At 67.1% G+C, this 21,243-nt stretch carries 11 protein-coding genes; 6 read left to right on the top strand and 5 right to left on the bottom strand.

What is annotated here, in order from left to right; translation table 11 throughout:
- Positions 1–440 precede the first annotated feature (440 nt).
- From DFR50_RS01775 to DFR50_RS01795, 5 genes are all read left to right on the top strand, one after another.
- Positions 441–3,143 carry an MGH1-like glycoside hydrolase domain-containing protein gene (locus tag DFR50_RS01775; protein ID WP_210208780.1) on the top strand — a complete coding sequence of 901 codons (2,703 nt, stop codon included), beginning with the start codon at positions 441–443 and terminating at the stop codon, positions 3,141–3,143.
- Between the two features lie 625 nt (positions 3,144–3,768).
- Positions 3,769–5,214, top strand: a complete 1,446-nt coding sequence (locus DFR50_RS01780; RefSeq protein ID WP_113887481.1) for a peptidoglycan-binding protein — start codon at positions 3,769–3,771, stop codon at positions 5,212–5,214.
- Between the two features lie 40 nt (positions 5,215–5,254).
- A complete protein-coding gene (locus tag DFR50_RS01785) occupies positions 5,255–5,950 on the top strand; it encodes a hypothetical protein (protein ID WP_113887482.1) in 696 nt (231 codons plus the stop codon).
- Positions 5,951–6,188: 238 nt separating this feature from the next.
- Positions 6,189–6,407, top strand: coding sequence for a hypothetical protein (locus DFR50_RS01790; protein WP_113887483.1), 219 nt, complete (start codon positions 6,189–6,191; stop codon positions 6,405–6,407).
- Positions 6,347–8,986: a hypothetical protein gene (locus DFR50_RS01795; RefSeq protein ID WP_113887484.1), complete on the top strand. Its 2,640-nt coding sequence runs from the start codon at positions 6,347–6,349 to the stop codon at positions 8,984–8,986. Before DFR50_RS01790 ends, DFR50_RS01795 begins: the two co-directional genes overlap by 61 nt.
- 315 nt (positions 8,987–9,301) lie before the next feature.
- Here the strand turns inward: DFR50_RS01795 and DFR50_RS01800 are convergent, their stop codons facing one another.
- From DFR50_RS01800 to DFR50_RS01810, 3 genes are all read right to left on the bottom strand, one after another.
- Positions 9,302–10,324, bottom strand: a complete 1,023-nt coding sequence (locus DFR50_RS01800) for an LLM class flavin-dependent oxidoreductase (protein WP_113887485.1) — start codon at positions 10,322–10,324, stop codon at positions 9,302–9,304.
- 320 nt (positions 10,325–10,644) lie between these two features.
- Positions 10,645–13,863 (bottom strand): efflux RND transporter permease subunit, encoded by a 3,219-nt coding sequence (locus DFR50_RS01805; RefSeq protein WP_113887734.1) that lies wholly within the window; start codon positions 13,861–13,863, stop codon positions 10,645–10,647.
- A gap of 44 nt (positions 13,864–13,907) precedes the next feature.
- On the bottom strand, positions 13,908–15,068 hold the full coding sequence (locus DFR50_RS01810; RefSeq protein WP_113887735.1) for an efflux RND transporter periplasmic adaptor subunit: 1,161 nt from the start codon (positions 15,066–15,068) through the stop codon (positions 13,908–13,910).
- Between the two features lie 319 nt (positions 15,069–15,387).
- Here DFR50_RS01810 and DFR50_RS01815 point away from each other — a divergent pair, with 319 nt between their 5' ends.
- On the top strand, positions 15,388–16,101 hold the full coding sequence (locus DFR50_RS01815) for a fumarylacetoacetate hydrolase family protein (protein ID WP_113887486.1): 714 nt from the start codon (positions 15,388–15,390) through the stop codon (positions 16,099–16,101).
- A 99-nt stretch (positions 16,102–16,200) separates the two neighbouring features.
- On the opposite strand, the gene DFR50_RS01820 is transcribed toward DFR50_RS01815, so the two are convergent.
- Together DFR50_RS01820 and DFR50_RS01825 are read right to left on the bottom strand one after the other, a co-directional pair.
- A complete protein-coding gene (locus DFR50_RS01820; RefSeq protein ID WP_113887487.1) occupies positions 16,201–18,024 on the bottom strand; it encodes a sensor histidine kinase in 1,824 nt (607 codons plus the stop codon).
- Positions 18,015–19,490, bottom strand: a complete 1,476-nt coding sequence (locus tag DFR50_RS01825; protein ID WP_170153002.1) for a CheR family methyltransferase — start codon at positions 19,488–19,490, stop codon at positions 18,015–18,017. The genes DFR50_RS01820 and DFR50_RS01825 overlap by 10 nt, the downstream gene beginning before the upstream one ends.
- Positions 19,491–21,243 lie beyond the last annotated feature (1,753 nt).

Below are 21,243 nucleotides of genomic sequence, written 5' to 3' on the forward strand. Positions count from 1 at the left end.
AAAGTCGTGCAGCGCCGCATTGCCCGTGCGCGGGTCGTCCAGACCGTCCCAGCATTCGATAAAGCGATCCAACACATTCTCCCGAGCCGCGTATCATCCGCCACCCGGTAGAATCCATCTCACTCAAAACGCAAAATCCGGCTCACAAGGGCCGCCGAATTCCAAGTGCGATTCCCCTGCGTCCCCGCCGAATCGGCGCCGCGCGGATCGTCCCTGCGCAGAAGCTGCGGCTTCGTTTCAACCCGCGATCGCCGGCCGGCTTCCCTTCGGGTTCGGGAAGCAGACGCTGGCCGGTTCGCGTTCGCCGGACGCATTCCGCTGGATCGCGCCCGGCGTCGCTCCGTCAATTCGGGGGTTAATCTCTGGGCGCGAATTGGTCTAACCTCGGCCCCGCCCGACTCTCTCCCCCGTCATCGTGGGGCGATCGGGCGGAGGAGCCCTTGCCAGACCGAGCCGCCGCCGCGCCTGTCCCGCCCACCGCCGCGCCTGTCCCGCCCGCCAGCGCCCCAGTCCCGCCCACCGCCGAGCACGCCCGCCTCGCCGAGAGCGCCGTCGATCGTGCGGGCGAATGGAAGGCGCTGGGCCCCTACGTCAGCGAACGCGCCTGGGGCACCGTGCGCGAGGACTACAGCGCCGACGGCGACGCCTGGCGCTACTTCCCCTACGAGCACGGGCGGTCGCGCGCCTACCGCTGGAGCGAGGACGGGCTCGCCGGCGTCTGCGACCGCAGCCAGGCCCTGTGCTTCGCGCTGAGCCTGTGGAACGGCCGCGACCCCTTCCTCAAGGAGCGCCTGTTCGGCCTCTCCGGCCCGGAGGGCAACCACGGCGAGGACGTGAAGGAATACTGGTGGTACGCCGACGCGACGCCGACCGCTTCGTGGCTGAGCTGGATCTACCACTACCCGCAGGCCGAATTCCCCTACGCCCGATTGCGCGCGGAGAGCGCCCGCCGCAGCCGCGACAATCCCGAGTTCGAACTCGCCGACACCGGCGTGTTCGACGGCGACCGCTATTGGCGGATCGCGGTCGACTACGCCAAGGCCGCGCCCTACGACCTGTGCATCCGTATCCGCATCCGCAACGAAGGCCGGGAGGCGGCGACGATCGACGTCCTGCCGACGCTCTGGTGGCGGAACCGCTGGACATGGGAGGTAGGGGCGGCCCGCCCGGCCATCGCGGCGCAAGCTTCGCCCCGCCCCGACGAGGCGCTGGCGACGGCGACGGACGAGACGAGCCGCAGCTGGCGCCTCGCCGCCGGTCCCGATCCGGCCGGGCGGCCGCCGGAGCTGCTGTTTTGCGAGAACGAGACCAACGTCCCGCTGCTGTTCGGCGGCCAGGCGACCACGCCCTTTCCCAAGGACGGGATCAACGACCACATCGTCTCGGGCGCCCCCACGGTGAATCCGGACCGGCGCGGGACAAAAATGGCGGCGCGCTATCGCCTGACGATCGCGCCCGGCGACGAGGTCGTGTTGCGTTTGCGCCTCCAGCGCGACGACGCCGGGAACGAGGCCGATCTCGGCGACGCCTTCGCCGCCACGCTCGCAACGAGGCTCGGCGAAGCCGACGCGTTCTACGCCGCCCTGCGGCCGGCGAGCGCGACCGACGAAGAGGGCGCGCTCATGCGCCAGGCCTACGCCGGCATGATCTGGAGCCAGCAGTTCTATCACTTCAGCGTCGCGCGCTGGCTCGATGGCGACCCGACCGAGCCCGTCCCCCCGCGCCAGCGCCTCGCCGGGCGCGATTCGAAATGGCGCCACCTCAACGCCCACGACATCATCGCCATGCCGGACAAGTGGGAGTACCCCTGGTTCGCCGCATGGGACCTCGCCTTCCACTCCGTCGTGCTCGCCCGCCTCGATCCCGCGGCGGCCAAGCATCAGCTTCTGCTGCTGTTCCGTGAATGGTACACCGACACGCGCGGCCAGGTTCCAGCGTACGAATGGGACTTTTCCGACGTCAATCCGCCGGTTCACGCCTGGGCGGCGCTGACGGTGTTCGGCATCGACGGCGGCCAGGATTTCGACTTCCTCGCACGGATCTTCCAGAAGCTCCTGATCAACTTCACCTGGTGGGTGAACCGCAAGGACGCGCTCGGCGACAACGTGTTCGAGGGCGGCTTCCTCGGGCTCGACAACATCGGGCCGTTCGACCGCTCGGCGGAGCTGCCGCGGGGAGGCCTGCTGGAGCAGTCCGACAGCACGGCGTGGATGGCGAAATACTGCCTCAACATGCTCGAGATGGCGCTGCGGCTCGCCAACCACGATCGCGCCTACGAGGACATCGCGCTCAAGTTCTTCGAGCATTTCGCCGCGATCGCCGGGGCGATGAATGAATTGTGGGACGAAACCGACGGATTCTTCTACGACCGGCTGCGCAGGCCCGATGGTTCGACCGTGGTCGTCAGGGCGCGCTCGGCGGTCGGGCTGCTGCCGGTGTTCGCCTCCTGCCATATTCCGTCTTCTCTCTGGCAGCAATTGCCGAATTTCCGCGCCCGCGCCCGTTGGTTCATCGACAACATGCCGGCTCAGGCCTGTTTCGTGCGCTATTTCGCCCGCGGCGGACAGAGTGAACTCCTCTGCCTCGTCGACAGGCGGCGGCTCGAGCGCATCCTGTCGCGCATGCTGGACGAGACCGAGTTTCTCTCGCCGTTCGGGCTGCGTTCGCTGTCGCGCTGGCATCGCGACCATCCGCTGGTCATCAGCGTCGGCGGCGTCGATCAGACCCTCGACTACGAGCCTGCGGAATCGACCACGCCGCTGTTCGGCGGCAACTCGAACTGGCGCGGGCCGGTGTGGTTCCCGCTCAACCTGCTCGCGGTCGAATCGCTGCGCGGCCTTTATCGCGGCCTCGGCGACGAATTCACGGTCGAACTTCCCACCGGCTCGGGAAAGCGCGTCAACCTCCGCGAGGCGGCGGACGAGATCGAGCGCCGGCTCGTCAGCCTCTTTCTCCCGGGCCCCGACGGTCGGCGGCCGGCGGACGGCCCGAGGCCGCTGTTCAGGCCTGGTTCCGAATGGACCCGGCGCCCGCTGTTCTACGAGTATTTCAACGGCGACACCGGCGAGGGCCTCGGCGCCTCGCACCAGACCGGCTGGACGGCGCTGGTCGCGCCGCTGATCGTGCGGCGCGCGCGCAGCTGACGGGGCCGGCGGCCGCGGAAGGCCGGCCTGCGTAACCGCCGCGGTCGGTTTCCGCGCCGCCGCGACGGCGGCCTATGCGGCATACGTCGCGGCAGGCGTCGCCGCACAGGGCGCGAGACCAGCGCCCTCTCACGACGGATCGATGTCGCACGACGAAGGGCAGTTCATAGGACTGATCGTCTTCGTAATCTCCACGCAAGCGCGGCCTCAGTCCGGACATTTGTATGCGATCCGTCACCGTCCGGCTCACGCCAGATCTTGTGACGGCGGAATCTCCCAGGAATCGGATGACGACCGTTTGCTTTGGAAACGCCTGTTCGACCGCCGGAGACTTCCGACTTTCCTGCGCGTGAAGACAACGCAATTCGCATCAACTGATGCCGATTCGCCTTACAGAGTTTTCGCAAGTGTGACAGCCATCACATCTTTCTCACTTAGAGTCAGTTAGACAACATCGAGGCGCGGGATCCTTGAGAAAAGCAGCGCGTCAGCAAGAGGATCCCGTTGATCTTCGTCCTCGGGGATGAGGGCGAGGATGGGCGTAGCGTTGACCAAAAATTTAGCGTAAGATCATGTTTCAGTAGAGGAATATCCTGCATTTAACCACAAACATATGAGGCGGGCTATGGCAAATCTGGAGACTCTCTTTCAGAAATACAGGTCTGACTACGAGGTGAACTGGCAGGCCATGCAGATTCGGCCGGGTAGCGTGGGCGAGGCAAGCAAAGCGGCCTCGCGACTGCTGCGCAACAAGACCGTCTACCAGCAGATTGAAGCGATCACCGACGTGCCGTGGCCCTTCATCGGCCTTTGCCACGACCGCGAATCCGGCTTCGATCTCAACACCTACCTCGGCAACGGCCAGCCTCTGAACCGGGTGACGACGATCGTCCCCAAAGGCCGAGGCCCGTTCACCGGTCCGAACGCCTTCATTGACGGCGCGGTCGACGCGTTGAGGATTCAGGGATTTGTCGGAGCGACGGATTGGAGCCTCGCCCGGACGCTGTTCCGACTCGAAGCGTTCAACGGCTTCGGCTATCATTCCAGGGGCGTGCAATCGCCCTACCTGTGGAGCGGCTCGACCGTCTACGGACCGCCCGAGGCGAGGGCCGGCAAGTTCGTCTCGGACGGCGTTTTCGATCCCGGCGTCGTCGATCCGCAACTCGGCGTCGCCGTGATCCTCAAAGAGCTCATCGGGCTGGACCCGTCGATCGTGTTCGGCGCGGCGCCCTCGGCGCCGAGCGTTTCGCCCGAGCCGGACGTGAGTCTGGCGGAAGACGTGCTTCACGTTCAGCACGCGCTCAACGTGCTCGGCATCGTCCCAAGCCTGGTCGAGGACGGAATTCTCGGGCCGAGGACGAAGGCTGCGATCTCGGCGTTCCAGGAGCAAGACGGCTTGAACGACACCGGGCTTCCGGACGCCGCCACCGTCGCCGCCATCGCCGAGGAGACTGTGCGCCGGTCCGCTGCGGCGAAGCCGATGCTGCCGGCGCCGCAAAAGCCCATGCTGCCGGCGACGACCGGCGACATCCTGTCCCAGATCGTCCAGCGGATCGAGGCGCTGGAGCGGACGCCCCTGCCCGCGACCCCAATCGCCATCCCCGGGCCGGCGGCGGCGAATCCGAACGATCCGGTCGGCGCGTTCCAGAGGATTCTGGATATCGTACGGCGGATTCAACCGCCGACGGGAGCCACGGCCGTCGTCTCGGCGAACCATTCGGCCGATCAGTTCAAGCAGGCCATTGACATCCTCAACGCCCTGGTCGGGTCGGGCGGGCAGCCACTGGGTCCGGTGAACGGCGCGCTCGGCGAGACCCTCGGCAATCTGCTCAACGGCAGGAAGACGGCGATCGGGATTGGCGGTTCCCTCGCCACGAGCCTGCTCGCCGCCGTTCCGTTCTCGTCCAATGCGGGCGGACTGGCCGGACTGCTCGGAACGGTCGCAACCTCCGTTCCGGGCCTCAGTCAGGCCGCGCTGCCGCTGTTCCTGGCGATGACCGCCTGGGGCGTCCTCGGGAAATTCGAGAAATGGTCGCAAGCGGGCGCGTTGCCGACCGTGCCGCAGGCCTGACGGCGCACGAGCCGCTCGGCGACGAACGGAAGGGACGGGGATGCGCATTGAAATCTTCGGATGTCTGGCGATTGCGGTGGCCCTCGCGGGGTCGGCCTCGGCCTACGACGCGCAGGATCCCCGCAATTGCACCGGAGTCGAGTGGAACGACGCCCGGCCCCTGGCCGCTTTCGAGGTCAGGGGCGGTCCGCGCGTGCATTTCGTCAAGAGTCCGTATGACGACGATTTCAAAGCCGCGACCTGCCCGTCGCACAGCGACGGGTGCCGGAAGGAGTCCTTTCTGGTCGCGGGCGATCTGGCGCTCGCGGGCAAGACGAGCGGCGATTTCACCTGCGTGGCCTACCAGTCGCCGCTGGACGCGAGGCAGACCTGGACCGTGGGCTGGCTGCCGAGCGCGGCGCTCGCGCCGGTCGCGCCGGCGCCTGCGCCGAGCGTCGCGGACTGGACCGGCGACTGGCGGCATCCGGGCGGCCATGTCGAGATCGCGGACCGCGGCGGCAAGTTGAGCGTCGCGGGCGGAATGACCTTGCCGACCCCGGCCGGCGACTACCAGAACGGCGAGTTTCACGCGCGCGTCGCCCCCGGCGCCGCCCTCGCCTTCGTCGACGAGGGCGACTACGGCGACAATTGCCGCGTGCGGATGCAGCGCGTCGGCGCGTGGCTCATGGTGGAGGACAATGGCGGGTGCGGCGGCGCCGGCGTGACCTTCACCGGGCTCTATCGCCGCGGACCCTAGGCGTCATCGCCGGAACCTCTCAACCGTGGAGGCTTCGTCACGCCGACAGCAGTCCGACGCCAGCAATGGACGGCCGCCGGTTTGATTTGGCTCACAGTCTCCGTCGAAATCCGTATCCGCTCTCTTTCATCCGATTGGGAGCCGTCCGTCAGAAATAGCAAACTGCGGAGCAGAGCATCCAATTGATTGTCACCAAGGAAATGGATCTCTCCATAACAAAAAATGAAAGGGGAATATCATGTCGAAACTCTTGATCCTGTTCGAGTCCAGGGCCTGGCGGGCGGTCGGCGTGGTCGCTTTGCTCGGCCTCGTCGCCTGGGTCGTCAATCGATTCGATCCGGCGAGCGGGTTTGCTCCCCTCCTCGGGTTCCTCGCCTGGGCCGGCGCGGTCGCCGCGTGCGCGATCGCGCTCAGGCCCTGTCGCAGGCGCGCGACTTCCTGCAGGCGCTCGGGGTGATGTGGCGTCCGATCGCTCTTCTGGGCGCGGCCGGCTACCTCCTGTTCTTCAACGACCAAGGCCGGGAACTCGGCGTGAGCTTGATGGGCGAGCGCTATGGGTGGCCTCTTGTGTTTCTGTTCTTCGCGCTGATGTACTGGGCGGCCAACACCTGGCATACGGCGCGGCTGGGAATTGCGGCGGCGCTCGAGTCCGGCGCCCTCGGCGTGCCGCCGGCTCAGGCGACGCCGGGAAGTCCGACGCGCCGGGTCGTCAGCGGCGGCGAACGGTGGCTCTACTGGCCGCCGCGGCTGCTCGGCGTGTTCGCCCATCTCTTCGCCGCGATCAATCTCACCCTGGCGGCGTGGAACGTTCCGGACGCTGCGTGGGGCGAACCCGCCCTTCGCTGGCTGTCCTTGTCGGCCCCGCTCGCGATCCTGCTGGCCACCGCGTTCGTCTGGGCGGAGGACGTGAAGCGCTCCCCCCGCAGCCGGAGCTCGGCGGCGCCCGACAAGGTGAAGTTCGCCTCCTGGGTCGCCCGAGTTTCGATCGTCGGGGAAGTCGCGCTTCTCGGCGCTCTCGCGATCCTGTCGCTATTGCGGGACCATTTCCCCCAGGGGTTCGTGCCCGCCACCATCGTCATCAGCATGTCCGCGATCGCCTTCCTGGCGTTGATCAGCTGGCTGCGAAGCCGTCGGCCGCCGCTCGGCGGGCAGGCGACGGCCGCGGCGCGCGAGGCCGACGATCGGCGACAACGCAGCGAGATCGCCGCCTTCACCCTCGGCCTGTTCGGCCTCGCCGTGCTGTTCGCCATCTTCGTGTGGATCAGCCCGACCGGGGTCGGCCATCGTCTCGGCTCCCTGGTCGTCGCCTATTTCGCGTTCGGCGCGATCCTGTCGCTGGTGAATTTCGTCGAGTTCGCGATCGACCGGGCCGTCCAGCGCGAGGTTTTCGGCCAGAACGCGAGCCGTCGCGTCCTGGGCGCCTATGTCCTGGCCTTCGTCGTCATCCTCGGCCTCGCCAATGCGTGGCTGCGCCCGTTTCATCGGGTTCGCGCCTGCGAGGGCGACTGCACGCCGGTAGCCTTGCCCAACGATAGACCGAAGGTCGCCGACGCGGCGGAGGCCTGGTATGCGAAGGCGCAGTCCGCCTATGACAAAGCGCACGGCGTAGGGCCGGTGCCGATGCTCGTGGTGGCGACCGCCGGGGGCGGCATTCGCGCCGCTTACTGGACGGCGACGGTTCTCGAGCAACTCGACGCCAAATTCGCGGCTCAGGGCGGCATCCGCCCCTATCTGTTCGCGATCAGCGGCGTCTCCGGCGGCAGCGTCGGCGCCGCGGCGTTCTCCGCCGCCCTGACGAAGCGCGAAGAGAACCACTGCTCGGCCCCGATTGCCGGCGACCCGGCGTGCCCGCCCGCCACGGATTATCTGAAGGCGGATTTCCTGGCCCCCCCGCTCGCGAGCCTGGTCTTCGTCGACGCGCTGTCGAGCTTCCTGCCGGATCTCGGACAGGGCGATCGCGGCGCGGCGCTGGAAGCGAGCTTCGAACAGGCGAGCGGAGGCATGCTGGCGCGACCCTTCCTGAGTTTCTCGCCCTACGCGCTGCGTCCGGCCGCCAATGAGCCCGAGCGGAGTTGGCGCCCGATCCTCCTGCTCAACGCCACGCACGAGGAATCCGGCAACCGCATCATCACCGGTCACGTGCTGATCGAACGCAACGTCTTCATCGACAGCCTGGATGCGCTGAACGAACTCGGCGCCGACGTACGGATCAGCACTGCGGCGCACAACAGCGCGCGCTTCACCTATGTCTCGCCGGCGGGCGATCTCGGTCACGGGAAGGGCTCGGTGATCGACGGCGGATATTTCGAGAACTACGGCGCGCTGTCCGCGCTCGAGATCGCTCGCGCCGCGAGGGAGGAACTGGAGAAAAGGAAGCATGACGTCAAGCTCGCCATCCTCATGATCAGCAGCGATCCGGGCCTCGAGGCCAGCCACACGCTGGTGCGCATCAACGAAGTCAAGGACGGTCGCAAATGCCTCGTCAGCGTGGCGGAGCGCGAACCGCCGCCGGCGGCCGCCGCCCGGCGGCAAAAAGGCGACGCCGCGGGACCGAATTACTTTTCCGTCGACCCGGGAGAGGTTTGGAACGCTTTGCTCAACGAGTTCGTCGCCCCGTTCCAGGGGCTGGAGAAGGTGCGCGAGGCCCATGGCAATCGCGCTGCGGCGGAACTCGCGGCGGAGGTTTGCGCAGAGTTCGCCGATGCGACGAAGACGGCGGCGGAAAGGGCGCAGGACGTGACCCTCTCGCCGCAGACGCGGGTCGCGGCCACCCTCGACGTGTCGAAGGACGTGAACGTCAACGAGACGAAACCGGTCGAGGCGAAACCCGAGAATCCGTATTTCGCGCACATGGAAATGTGCGAGCGCGGAACCGGCGATGCGAAGCCGGTTCAGCCGCCGCTCGGTTGGGTGCTGTCCCAGGCCACCCGGGACGACTTTCCCGCGCTCTTGAACACTTGCGACAACGACGTCGAGTTGGGCCAGCTCGAGAAGACGCTCGGACTGGCGTCGGCGCAGCAGTCGGCGCGCCAGTAGGCGTGGACTCGCCGAGCTGCGGGCTCGGTATGGCGCGCGTGCGCGACGGGGTCGACACGTCGTGGCGCGCGCGCCCCAGGTCATTCGGACGGGCAAAGCGGCGATGCAATCCACGCCGCCGAATCTCTGTCCTGCGGCATGGGATTGCTTGCCGTTCCCAGGCGCCGTCCCGGTCGTCTTCGCGGGACAAAAACGACGCGCCCGAGACGTTCTGCCGGAACGCTTCGCAGGTCTCGCCCTCCGGCCTCGCCGTCAGCGACCGCGCCGGCAACGAGGCCCGGCAATCCGCCCCGGCTCCGGCTCGCCGACGTTGGCCTACCTCCACCCGAGCGCCGGCGCGACATGGGTCAAAATCGCCTCGATCACGTGCGCGTTGTAGGCGACGCCGAGCTGGTTCGGCACGGTGAGCAGCAGCGTGTCGGCCTCGGCGATCGCTTCGTCCTTCCTCAGCTCCTCGACGAGGATGTCCGGCTCGGCCGCGTAGCTGCGGCCGAAGATGGCGCGCGTCTTCTCGTCGATGTATCCGATCTGGTCCTGCTCCGCTCGGCCGCGGCCGAAATAGGCGCGGTCGCGGTCGTCGATCAGCGCGAACAGGCTGCGACTGACCGACACCCGCGGTTCGCGCGCATGACCCGCCGCCTTCCACGCCGCGCGGAAGGCGCGAATCTGCGCGGCCTGCTGGACATGGAAGGGCTCGCCGGTCTCGTCGTTCTTCAGGGTCGAGCTTTGCAGGTTCATGCCGAGCGTCGCCGCCCAGACCGCCGTCGCGTTGGAGGCCGCGCCCCACCAGATGCGTTCGCGCAAACCCGCGGAATAAGGCTCGAGCCGCAGGAGGCCGGGCGGATTGGGAAACATCGGCCGCGGATTGGGCTCGGCGAAGCCTTCGCCGTCGAGAAGCCCGAGAAAGACCTCGGCATGGCGCCGCCCCATCTCGGCGTCGTCCTGGCCCTCCGCCGGGCGGTAGCCGAAGTGGCGCCAGCCGTCGATCACCTGCTCGGGCGAGCCGCGGCTGATCCCCAGCTGTAGCCGGCCGCCGGCGATGAGATCGGCGGCGCCGGCGTCCTCGACCATGTAGAGCGGGTTCTCGTAACGCATGTCGATGACCGCCGTGCCGATCTCGATCCGCCTGGTCTTCGCCCCGACCGCCGCCATGAGCGGAAAGGGCGAAGCGAGCTGGCGAGCGAAATGGTGGACGCGAAAATAGGCCCCGTCCGCGCCGAGTTCCTCCGCCGCGACCGCGAGATCGATCGATTGCAGCAGCGCGTCCGCCGCCGAGCGCGTCGCCGACTGCGGCGACGGCGTCCAGTGGCCGAAGGACAGGAAGCCGATTGTCTTCATTTCCGATCTCCGAAATCGCTCCACTTTCCCGGAGCGAGGACGGGAGTCTACCCGAAACTGGACGAAAGTCAGAGAGCGAGGACCGACCGCCGCGAGCGGCGCTCTTGATCGCCATCGAGACTGACGCCATCCCTCGAGACCCGCGACGGCGAGGCGCTCGCCGCCTTCGGCATGACGGAGGCCGGTCTCGCCTCCCGTGCGTCGCAGGACGAGATGATCGCCGGCGGCCATTTCGGCGACGCGAGCCCTTGCTCGACGCCCCGTCGCCACCGGCTACGCCGCGCTTCCCGTCCGGTCTTTCGCCCGCGGCGCCGCGCCGCTCACTCGGCGCCCTGCTGCGCCGGCCGAGGCGCGGGCGAGGCCGCCGTCCTGCGCGCGAAACGCTCGTCGAGGCGTTGCATCACGACATAGAACGACGGCACGAACACGACGACGAGGCAGGTCGAGGCGATCATCCCGTAAAACACCGCGATGCCGATCGAGATGCGCGCCGAGGCCCCCGCCCCGGTCGCCAGCACCAGCGGCAGGACGCCGAGGATGAAGGCGAACGAGGTCATGATGATCGGCCGGAACCGCAGCCGCGCCCCCTCCACCGCCGCCTTGGCGATATCCATGCCCTCATCGCGGCGCTGGCGGGCGTATTCGACGATCAAAATGGCGTTCTTGCTGCCGAGCGCGATCAGGAGAATGAGGCCGATCTGGGTATAAAGGTTGGTCGCGGCGATGCCGACCTGGCTGTAGAACACGTCGGAGGCGCCGAGCCACGTGAGGGCGGCGACCGTGCCGAGCAGCGCCAGCGGCACGCCGAGGATCACCGAGAGCGGCAGGATCCAGCTCTCGTACTGGGCGGCGAGCACGAGATAGACCATCAGCATGGCGAAGCCGAACACGTAGTAGATCTGACTGCCGACCTGCTTCTCCTGGTAGGACATCGCGGTCCACTGGTAGCCGGTTCCGTTGGGCAGGGTGTTGGCCGCGATCTGGTCCATGATGTCGAGCGACTGGCCGGAGCTGAATCCCGGCGCGGCGCTGCCGACCACCGTCGACGACGGATAGAGGTTGTAGAGGCTGATCAGCGACGGTCCCGTCACCTCCTTGACGTCGACGACGGTGCCGATCGGCGTCATGGTTCCGTCGCCCGCCTTGACCTTGAGGTTGCGGATGTCGTCGGCGGTGGCGCGGTAGCGCGGCTCGGACTGGGTGTAGATCTGGAAGACGTGGCCGAACTTGTTGAACTGCGACACGTAGCCGGCGCCGACGTATCCCGATAGCGCCGCGAACACCTGCCCGACCGTCACGCCGATCCGCTCCGCCTTGATGCGGTCGACGGAGACGTAGAACTGCGGCGCGCCGGCGCGGAAGGTGGTCGCGACCCGCGACAGCGACGACTGCCCGTTGGCGTTGCCGACCAGCGCATTGGTCAGCGTCTGGAGCATGACGTAGTCGAAATTGCCGTTCTTGAGCTCGACCTGCATCGAGAAGCCGCCGACGTTGCCGATCCCCTGGATCGGCGGCGGCGGCAGGGCGAAGGTGAAGGCCTCCGGAACGCCCTGAAGCGCGCCGTTCAGGCGGTTGATGATCGTGCGCGCGTCCTGCCCCTTTTCCTTCAGGCGCTGGTCCCAGTCCTTGAGCACGACGAAGGCGACGCCGGCGTTGGCGAGGCTCGCCCGGTTGTCGAGAATGGAGATGCCGCTGACGGTGACGACGCGCTCGACCCCGGGGACGGCGCCGGCGAGCTTGGCGATCGTTTGCATCACCGCGTCGGTGCGCTCCTTCGAGGCTCCGTCGGGCAGTTGCGCCGGAACGATCACGTAGCCCTGGTCCTCGACCGGCAGGAACGCGGTCGGAATGCGGGTGAGGCCCCAGATGGCGAGGCCGACCAGCATCAGCGCGACAACGACCATCAGTCCGGCTCGCCGGGTCATCGCGCCCATCAGCCGCGCATAGCCGTTCTCCAGGCGCCCGTAGACCGCGTTGAAGCCGCGCGAGAAGACGTTGCGCTGTCCTTCGGGCTTCGGCGGCCGCAGCCACAGCGCCGACTGCGTCGGCTTCAGGGTCAGCGCGTTGACCGCGCTGATGAAGGCGGTCGCGGCGATGACGAGGGCGAACTGCCGGTAGAGCTGGCCGGTAAAGCCGGGCAGGAAGGCCGCCGGAATGAACACCGACATCAGCACCAGCGTGATGCCGAGCACCGGCCCGGTGAGATCGTCCATCGCCCGCCCCGCAGCCTCCCGGCCGGGAAACCCACGCTCGATGTAGCGCGCCACGCCCTCGACGATCACGATCGCGTCGTCGACCACGATGCCGATGGCGAGCACGAGCGCGAACAGGGTCGGCAGGTTGATCGAGAACCCGAGCGCAGCCATCGCGGCGAAGGCGCCGATCAGCGTCACCGGCACGGTGGTCGCCGGCACCAGCATCGCCCGCCAGTCCTGCAGGAACACCAGAATGACGATCAGCACCAGCACCGCCGCCTCGAACAGGGTGCGATAGACCTCGCCGATCGCCGCCCGCACGAATTTGGTCGTGTCGTAGGGGATGACGTACTCGAGCCCCTGCGGGAAGCTCTTCGCCAGTTCGTCCATCTTCGCCTTGACCAAGTTGGCGACCTCGATGGCGTTGGCCTCGGGCAAGAGCGAAATGGCGATTCCGGCGGCTGGCTTGCCGTCGAGGTTGAACGACTGGCTGTAGGTCTGGGCGCCGAGCTCGACGCGGCCGACGTCCCGGACCCGGGTGATCTGGCCGCCGTTGGCCGGGTCGACCTTGACGATGATGTTCTCGAACTCGCCGGGCGTGTCGAGGCGCCCCTTGAGGTTGAGCGTGTACTGGAAATCCTGGCCTTTCGGCGCCGGCGGCGCGCCGACCTGCCCCGCGGTCACTTCCTGGCTCTGCTGCTGGATGACGCTGATCACGTCCTGCGGCGTCAGCCCGCGCGCCTGCAGCAGGTCCGGGTTCAGCCACACGCGCATCGCATACTGCCCGGCGCCGAGCACCGTCACGTCGCCGACGCCGTCGAGGCGGCGAAGCTCGTCCTGCACGTTGATGACGGCGTAGTTTGACAGAAATAAACTGTCGAACTTGCTGCTCGGCGACACCAGCGCCACGAACTCGAGGATCGAGGTCGACTGCTTCTTGGTGGTCACGCCCTGGATCTGCACTTCCTGGGGCAACGAGGAGAGCGCGACCGCCACCCGGTTCTGGACCAGCACCTGCGCGAGGTCCGGGTTGGTGCCGATGGCGAAGGTGACCGCCAGCGTATAGGTGCCGTCGTCGGCGCTGGTCGACTGCATGTAGATCATGTTCTCGACGCCGTTGACGTTCTGCTCGATCGGCAGGGCGACGGAGTCGACGAGGGTGCGGGCGCTCGCGCCGGGATAGCGCGTCGTCACCTGCACCGTCGGCGGGACGACGTTGGGATATTGCGCGCTGGGCAGCTGGTAGAGCGCGACGAGGCCGACCAGCACGACGACCAGCGCGATCACGTTGGAGAGCACCGGCCGCTCGATGAAGAAGCGCGAGATCGCCCCGGCCCTGCCCATCGCGCCGGCCGGCGCGGCGCCCGCGGGACCGGGCTCCTCGGCGCTCATTTCGCCGCCGCCGGATCGGCGTCGACGGGCCCTGGCGCGGCGGGCGCGGCGGAGGCCAGCGTCGTCCGCTGCGGATCGACCTTGGCGCCGGGGAAGGCGCGCTGGAGCCCTTCGGTCACCACCCAGTCGCCGGGGTCGAGGCCGGAATTGACGATCCTGAGCTGCCCGTCGCGCTCGCCCGGCGTCACGGCCTTGCGCTCGACCACGTTGTCCTTGCCGACGACCAGCACGTAGGACCCTTCCTGGCTCGCGCCGATCGCCTCGTTGGCCGTCAGAAGCGCCTTGTCGAGCTTGCGGATCGGCGTGCGGACGCGGACGAACAGGCCGGGCAGGAGCGACTGGTCCTTGTTTTCGAACACCGCGCGCACCAGCAGCGTGCCGGTGGACTGGTCGACCTGCGGCGAGGCGTAGTCCATGTGGCCCGTGTGCGGGTAGCCGTCCTCGCCCTGAAGGCCGATCTCGACCGGGATGCTGGACAGATCGGTGGTGCGGAACGGAATCCCGGCCCTGGCGTTGCTCGCCTTGATCGCCAGCACCTGCGGCTCGCTCAGGTTGAAATAGACGTACATCGGGTCGGTCTGCACGATGGTCGCGAGCTTGGTCGGCCCGCCGAAACCGACCAGCGCGCCGATGTCGACCAGGTGGTGGGAGACGACGCCGTCGAACGGCGCCCGCACCTGCGTATAGGCGAGGTTGATGTTGGCGAGCTCGATCGAGGCCTTGGCGTTGAGGATCGCCGCGCCCGACTGCTCGACGTTGGACTTCCACTGCTGGATGGTGGCCTGGGTAGCGAAGTCCTGGCGGCCGAGCGTCGCCTGACGGTTGTATTCGGCCTGGTTGTAGGTCTGCTGCGCCTGGGCGGTGGCGAGCGAGGCGTTCGCCTGGTCGAGCTGCGCCTGGTACTGGTCCTGCTCGATGCCGAACAGGAGGTCGCCCTTCTTGACCGTCGCGCCGTCCTGATAGTGGATCGAATCGAGATAGCCCTGCACGCGCGCCACCAGGTCGACCGAATTATAGGCCGTGGTGTTGCCGGTCAGCTCGAAATACAGGGTCGTCGGCCGCTCGACCGGCTGCGCGACCGCCACTTTCGGAGGCGGCGGCGGAACGTAGGCGTTTTTCGCGTTGCAGGCCGCGAGCGCCAGCGCGCCGACGCCCATCAGGACCGCCACCGTCAGGCGACGCAGCGACCCCGCCGCCGAACAGGTTCCCACCATCCAGCCCGCGCTCCCGATTGGGCGATCGAAGGCAAAGGCGAAGACGCGGCCGACCGATAAGCCGACGCCGCCTTCCCACCCGCCGCGCGCGATCGCGACGCCCCCGAGCCGCCGAGCTCTGACGACAGCTTGAAGGCGAATTCGGACTGGTTTGTGGCGAAGCGGTCGGCCTCGCCGCAATCGGGCGTTTGGGCGGGGCTTCGCTTCGGCCGCCGGCGCGGTGTATGCAGGTTCGAGCCGCCGATCCCGGGGAACGCCTTTCATGTCGCAATCGTATCTGTGGGCGCCGCCGGCGCCGGTCTCGCTTCCCGTCAGGGGGCGCCCCGAGCGCGCCGCCGTAAACCGCATCTTTTGCGTCGGCCGCAATTACGCCGCCCACGCCGCCGAGATGGGCCACCAGGCGGTCGAGAAAAGCGGCGGCGACCGGCCGTTCTATTTCATCAAATCGCCGCAAGCGCTCGCGCCCTCCGGCGCGACCGTCCCCTACCCGCCCGGGACCAAAAGCTTTCATCACGAGATGGAGCTCGTCGTGGTCGTCGGCGCGGCCGGGTTCCGCGTCGCGGCAGGCGAAGCGGACCGCCTCGTCTACGGCTACGCCTGCGGCCTCGACATGACGCGGCGGGACCTGCAACTGGCGGCGCGCGAAAAAGGCCGCCCCTGGGACCTCGGCAAGGATTTCGAGAACGCCGCCGTCGTCTCGGAAATTTTCCCGGCGCCGGGCGTGATTCTCGAAAGCGGCGCGATCCAGCTCGCCGTCAACGGCGAAATCCGGCAAAAGTCCGACCTCGGCAAATTGATCTGGGGCGTGCGCGAGATCATCGCCGACCTGTCGCTGTTCTACCACCTCGCGCCCGGCGACCTGATTTTCACCGGCACCCCCGAAGGTGTCGGCCCGGTGAACCCCGGCGACCGGCTCGACGGCGCCATCGAGGGCGTCGGGACGATCGCGCTGACGATCGGACCGGCGGAGGCGTAGGAAGCGGGGCGCAGGAGCGGGTTCGACCCTGCGCCGCCGTTCCCGCAAGGGCAACGAAGGCGGCCGGCCGCCCCGAGATGAAACGTCCTCCTCGAATGGTCAAACGTCGGCAGTCGACGAGTCGGCGTTGTCTTCAGCGCCGGCCAAGGGCAGGGTGAAGCTGAAGATCGTCCCTCCTTCCAGGTTCGGCCGATACCAGATCTTGCCTCGATTGGCCTCGACAATCTTGCGGGAGATCGGCAAGCCGATGCCCATGCCGCGCTTCTTGGTGGAATGGAAGGGTTCGAACACCTTACCTTCGATTTCCTTGGCGATTCCGGCGCCGGTGTCGGCGACGTCGACCCGCGCCATGCCGGTTTCCGCGAACGCGGTCCGGATCGTCAGCTCGCGTCGGCTGGAGGCACCCATCGCGTCATGCGCATTCTGCATCAGATTGACCAGCACCTGGTCGATCTGGGTCCTGTCCGCAAGGACGCGGTCGTCCCCGACCGCGAGTTCGAGCGTCACGCGCACCGTGTCTCGCCGCGGATCGGCTGTGAACTCGTCCGCGACTTCGCGGATCACGTCATGAATATGAAAAATCGTCTTGTCGGTCTCGTTCTGCGAGATGAACGCGCGCAAATCGCTGATGATCCGGGCGGCTCGCATGGTCTGTCGATAGGCGCGATCGAGGACAGGTTCCATCTCGCCGGCGCGGTCCTCCGGAGGCATGGCGAACATCCGGCGCAGTGTCTCCAGAGACATCGTGACCGCCGCCAGCGGCTGGTTGATTTCGTGGGCCAAACCGGCGGCCATCGCCAGGACCACTTCCAGCCGTTCGGCGTACAGCTTCTGGATTGTCTCCTCGGCCTGGTCCAATGCGGGGGCGTCGATGAACGTCGCGACGACGCCATCGATGGCCTTGCCGGAATCCTGGGAGGGCGTGAGCCGGACCAGGTAATATTGCGGCGCGTCTTTCTTGGTTCGGACGCTCATTTCGAGTAAATTTCCCGTCTCTAGAACCTTCTCGAGGTCATTACGCAGCCTCGGATAGTCGAGCTCGGTGACAAGGTCGGTCAGGGGGCGGCCAATGTCCGTCGAAATGACGCTAAAAAGCTTTTCGATCGGCGGTGTAAAACTACGGATCGCCAACTTACGATCGAGAAACACGGTTGCGATCCTTGCATTGACGAAAACATCGCGCAGATCGCGGTTTGCACGATCCAGTTCCTCGACCTTGCCCAATATTTCCTGATTAACAGTTTGCATTTCCTCGTTGAGCGACTGCAGTTCTTCCTTAGAAGATTCCAGTTCCTCATTGGTGGATTGCGTCTCCTCGTTCAGCGACATCATTTGTTCATTGGCCAGCCTCAGATCATCAAGCGCGCTCTCGTATTCTTCGACCGTCGTTTGCACTTGCTCGCGCGTATAGCGCATCTCCGCGGCGCCGGGCGTCGCGTCGGGCGCCGCGGCGCCGTCGGCTGCGGACGCCGCTGTCTCGGCGACGACGACCGGACCGGCGTCCCGGAACACGACGAGAAACTCGGGCGCGCCGCCTTCCCGCTCGGGCAACGGCTCGACGACCAGCGACACCCGCTCCGCGTGATCGGCCTCGGGCCCGAACCGGACGTTTTCGCGTGTCGCCGTCCGCCCGGTCTGCGACGCCTGGCGCAGCGCGCCGCGCAGGTCGAGGCGGAGGTCCTTGTGCGCCATCGAAAACAAGTGACGATTGGGAACCCCGGGGGGCAGTTCGAGATATTTCCCCGTCCGCGCCGAAGCATGGAGGATCTCGCCGTCGCCGGTCACGACCACGTGCGGCGGCGTCAGCAGCGCGATCCGCGCGTCGACCAGATCACGAAGCCCCGAACGGCTGTTCGGATGGGTTCGATCGGACAGGCGAGTCGCGAATCGGCCGGGCGACGGGCCGGGGCCGGTCAGCGGCATGAGCCGAGCCGCGCGGCGTCGAGGGCCTGATAGACATATTTCGCAGTGTTCAGCGCCCTGAACAGATCGGCGAACCGACCGATGGTTTCGGACTGGCCGAGAAACAGCAATCCGCCGGGTCGCAGGGCGTAGTGAAACACGGGAAACAGCTGCCGCTGCGCCTCGCCGCCGAAATAGATCAGCAGATTTCGGCAGGAGATCATGTCCATTCGGGAAAACGGCGGATCGCGCAGGAGATTGTGCGTCGAAAAGGCGCACAGGTCTCGCACCTCCCGGGCGACGACATAGGCCCCGGGCTGGGCGACGAAAAAGCGTTGGAGCCGTTCCGGCGAGACCCCCTGAACCAGCCGCTCCGGGTAGCGGCCCGCACGCGCCGCCGCCAGCGCAGCCTCGTCGACATCGGTGGCGAAAATCGTCACACGCGGCGGCGCAGACAGCGTATCCATGAATTCGCGGAGCATGATGGCGATCGAAATCGCCTCTTCGCCCGTCGAGCAGCCCGGCGTCCAGACTCGCACCCAGTCGGCGGCGGTCTTGTCTTCGAACAGGCGCGGAATCGCCATCTGCCGCAGCGCCTCGAAAGCTTCCGCGTCGCGAAAGAAGCTGGTCACATTGATCAGCAGATCTCGAAACAGGAGGGTCGCCTCGTTGGCGTCCTTGCGCATGAGCGCGACGTAGTCCGGCAAGGTCGCGCATTGATGGATCTGCATGCGCCGGAAGACGCGGCGCATGAAGCTGCCGATCTTGTAGTCGCTGAAATCATGGCCTGTCGCCTTGCGGAGAAGGCCGTAAATGGCGTCACGCTCGTCGTTGGCCGTCCCGCCCTCCGGGAGCGGCCGCTCGCCCGACGCATCGCCGTCGCTTCGGCCGGCGCCGTGAAAAATTTCGCTCAGGCGTCCGGGTATGTCCACGGCGGGAATGGCGAAATCCACCAGGCCGCTGGCGATCGCGCTGTCGGGCATGCTGGCGAATCCCGGGCCTGAGGAATCTCTCGCCTGGGCGATGGTGACGCCGAGGCAGGCCTTGATCGCCCTGACCCCCAGCACGCCGTCGCTGCCGCTGCCCGACAAGACGACGCCGACCGCATTCTCCCGGCGGTCGTGGGCCAGCGAACTGAAAAACACGTCGATCGGCGAGCGCTGATGGTGGGCGACATCGGTCTCCTGCAGCCGCAGGATTCCCCCGGAGATGGTCAGCACCGCCTTGGGCGGAAGGACATAGACCGTGTCCTTCTCGACGGCCTGGCCGTCGCGCGCGACCTCGACCGTCATGGCGGTATGACGGGCGAGGATTTCGGCGAGCAGACTCGGTTTGTCGGGCGCAAGATGCATGACGACGACGAACGCCATCCCCGGCGCAGGAGCCGTGGCGTGGAAAAAACTCTCCAGCGCCCGCAGGCCGCCGGCCGAAGCGCCGATGCCGACGATTGGAAAAACGGGGGCGGCGCTCGGCGTCACGTCAGGCATCGCAGCTCCAGTCCAGCGCGGCAGTTTGGCGACCTGTCCCAATTCGGAATGGGACAGGTGTCGTCTCGTCAAACCCGGTCGTCTTCCCCTCCTGCTGCGGCCGGCAGGCCAGCCGCGGCCGTGTGGGCTCAGGGACTTCGCAGACGTCGGCCGGCCGCTTCTCGGCAATCCGACCCGCTGGTTGCCAGACCCGGTTCGCGCGCGTGAGTCGGCGCCGGAGGGCCGGGCCCGCATCTGTGGAACAGCCTTCGCACCCGAGCGCTCCGACAATTTCGCCCACCCGCGAGCCGTGTCCGGACGCCGCCAATTGAAAAGCTCGTTCCGGGGCGACCATTCTGTCAGCCATGACGCTGTGCATAGCACGCTTTTCCAAATATTTGACGTAACGCTACCGCGCCGAGGCGGTTACGCCAATGACGACACTCAGGTTTACATCGCCCAGACAGGTCAACCGACCCTCGATAACCACCATTCGATCCGGATCCAGACAGATTTTGCGCATTCATCGTGTTTATTATATTGGCCTGAGTGTGTTCAAACGGCGCCGGGAATATAGCCGCGTTCAAGTGCAACCGAACTTGCTTGGGTCCGCGCCGACGCGGCCGGGAAAGACGATCTTCCCTGTGTTGTTTCGCCTGTTCAGCAGGGAAATGAACGCTCCCTCTTTGCTCGTCGAGCCTCGTTCCCGTCCTTTGCAGCGAACACGAGGTGATCCCGTTGTCTTGGCTGACCGGCCTTTTCCAGGAGATAGCGACCGCCCCTGCCCTCGTGGCCGGAATCCCCCGCGCTTCGTCGCCCTGTCGCGCCATGAGGTTGACCGGAGACGCGTCGCCAAATCGGTTCAGCGTCTCCGCCCCGGCATGCCGACGCGGCCGCCACCCGCCGTCGAGCGGTTCAGAAGGCTCCAGGAGGCGGCCCATGTCCCGCCGACCGCCCTGCACCCTCCCCTGTCCTCGGCGCCCGCGCATGGCCACAGCGAGGCGACGAGCGGACGTCGCAATCTGTTCTGTTTTTACAAATGAGTGATAGATATGATTTCGACAAATATTAAATTCATGCTATGGTCGCCCGAGATGGAGATCGGACTGCGAGGATCGCTTCGTCCGGGATCGATTCGCTGCGGACGGCCGCCGCGCGGGACAAGGAGGTCGACGTGGCGTCGTCGAGGACCATGGAGCGGGATGAAGGATTGCGAGCCCTTCCGCCGCCGAAGGCGAATTTCGCCCGGAACGCCGCGTCGCCCTCCAGGCGTCTCGCGCACAACCGCCTCGGGTGGTCCGATCGGAACTCTTTCCGCGCGCAACCTCTTGAAAAACCCCGAAGCGGGACGCGGACGCTTGTCCAGATTTGGCGCCGGCTTGATTTGGCGCCGGCTTCGCTTGCGCTGGAGCGGCGGAGGCGAGGCCTGCGGCTCTGCAACGCCCTTGCTGGATCCCTGCCCGGGGATCGCCGGCATGACGCCGATGGGAGTGGCGCCCGAGCCGGCCGTAACTGCGGCGGTCACGCCGCTCGACGGGAGGGCGCCCCTCCTAGGGCGCGCCCTGCCCGCCTCGCCGCGAACAACCGCCTCGGGCGTTGCACTTGCCCGGAAAAACCGCCGCAAAGGTCTGAAAAAATTGATTCCGCGCCCGGAAGTCCGCCCCCTCGCGCCCCGTCCGCGCAAGCGCCTCTGCGGCGCCGCCCAACGGGAGGACGCCCGTCCCCGGGCGGCGGGACGCCGCCCTCCCGGGGCGCGCCCTGCCCCGGCCCCTCG

Origin of the sequence: Roseiarcus fermentans, assembly GCF_003315135.1 — a bacterium.
Taxonomy (GTDB): domain Bacteria; phylum Pseudomonadota; class Alphaproteobacteria; order Rhizobiales; family Beijerinckiaceae; genus Roseiarcus; species Roseiarcus fermentans.